Annotated in this window: 1 protein-coding gene (running past one end of the window); it reads left to right on the top strand. The window is 68.6% G+C overall.

Features of this window, described 5'->3' with window-relative positions; translation table 11 throughout:
* The first annotated feature begins 345 nt into the window (after window positions 1-345).
* A protein-coding gene (locus FrCorBMG51_RS05975; RefSeq protein ID WP_476742120.1) for a Crp/Fnr family transcriptional regulator crosses the window boundary here: on the top strand, window positions 346-997 show its 5' portion. Its footprint extends 119 nt past the window's final position; 652 of the gene's 771 nt are visible here — the first part of the coding sequence; its start codon is at window positions 346-348; its stop codon lies beyond the right edge, outside the window.

Below are 997 nucleotides of genomic sequence, written 5' to 3'. Positions count from 1 at the left end.
CCGCCGCCGTCTGCGGCGGTCGGCCCCGGGTAAACACCGGGCAACATGACGGCCGGGTTGGGGTGGCCCGCGACGGCCGGGCCCAGGTGCGGGCCCGCGGGTGTCCTCTCGTGCTTGTGACTACGCAGAGTTATTAATCGCTTCGATCCGTATGTGGCCTTCTGTCCACAGGCTCGGGCCGGGGGTTGACGGGAGCTCTCCCGAGCCGGTCGGCCGGGCCGGAAATACCCGGATTCGCCCGACCTGTTCAAGACCCGACAGCCTCTTTCGGCTTCCAGGTCGTGCCCTTTGGCGCTACTCCTGGCATGCTCGGACGCCGTGGACGATCTGCTTGCCCGTGTTCCCATGTTTGCCGGCCTGTCCGAACAGGACCGGCAGGCTCTTAACGATCACTTGGAACGTCAGAATGTTACCCGAGGCGACGTTCTGTTTCGGGAAGGTGAAACCGGAGACCGCGTCTTCGTGATCCTTGCTGGAAAGGTCAAGATTGGCCGTGCCGCCTCGGACGGACGCGAGAACCTCCTCATGGTGATGGGGCCCGGAGACCTCTTCGGGGAACTCTCGCTGTTCGATCCGGGGCCCCGCACGGCCAGCGCGACCGCGGTGACCGACGCGTCACTGGTGTCCCTGGAGCACACCGCGTTGCGCCCGTGGCTGGCGACCCGACCCGAAGCGGCGTCGCTGCTGCTGCGGGTGCTGGCCCAACGCCTGCGGCGGACCAACGACTCCATGGCCGACATGGTGTTCACCGACGTGCCGGGACGGGTGGCCAAGGCCCTTCTCGACCTCGCCGAGCGCTTCGGTGAGCCGGCCCAGCCGGGCAACGATGCGGCCGGGGTCCGAGTCGAGCACGGCCTGACCCAGGAGGAACTCGCCCAGCTGGTCGGGGCCTCCCGGGAGACGGTCAACAAGGCGCTCGCGGACTTCGCGACCCGCGGTTGGCTGCGGCTGGACTCCCGCGCGGTGGTGCTGCTCGATCGGGAGCGGCTCGCCCGCC

This window comes from Protofrankia coriariae, assembly GCF_001017755.1.
Lineage (GTDB): Bacteria > Actinomycetota > Actinomycetes > Frankiales > Frankiaceae > Protofrankia > Protofrankia coriariae.
The sequence above is the reverse complement of the archived record's forward strand: the minus strand, read 5'-3'. Positions and strand labels throughout refer to the sequence as shown.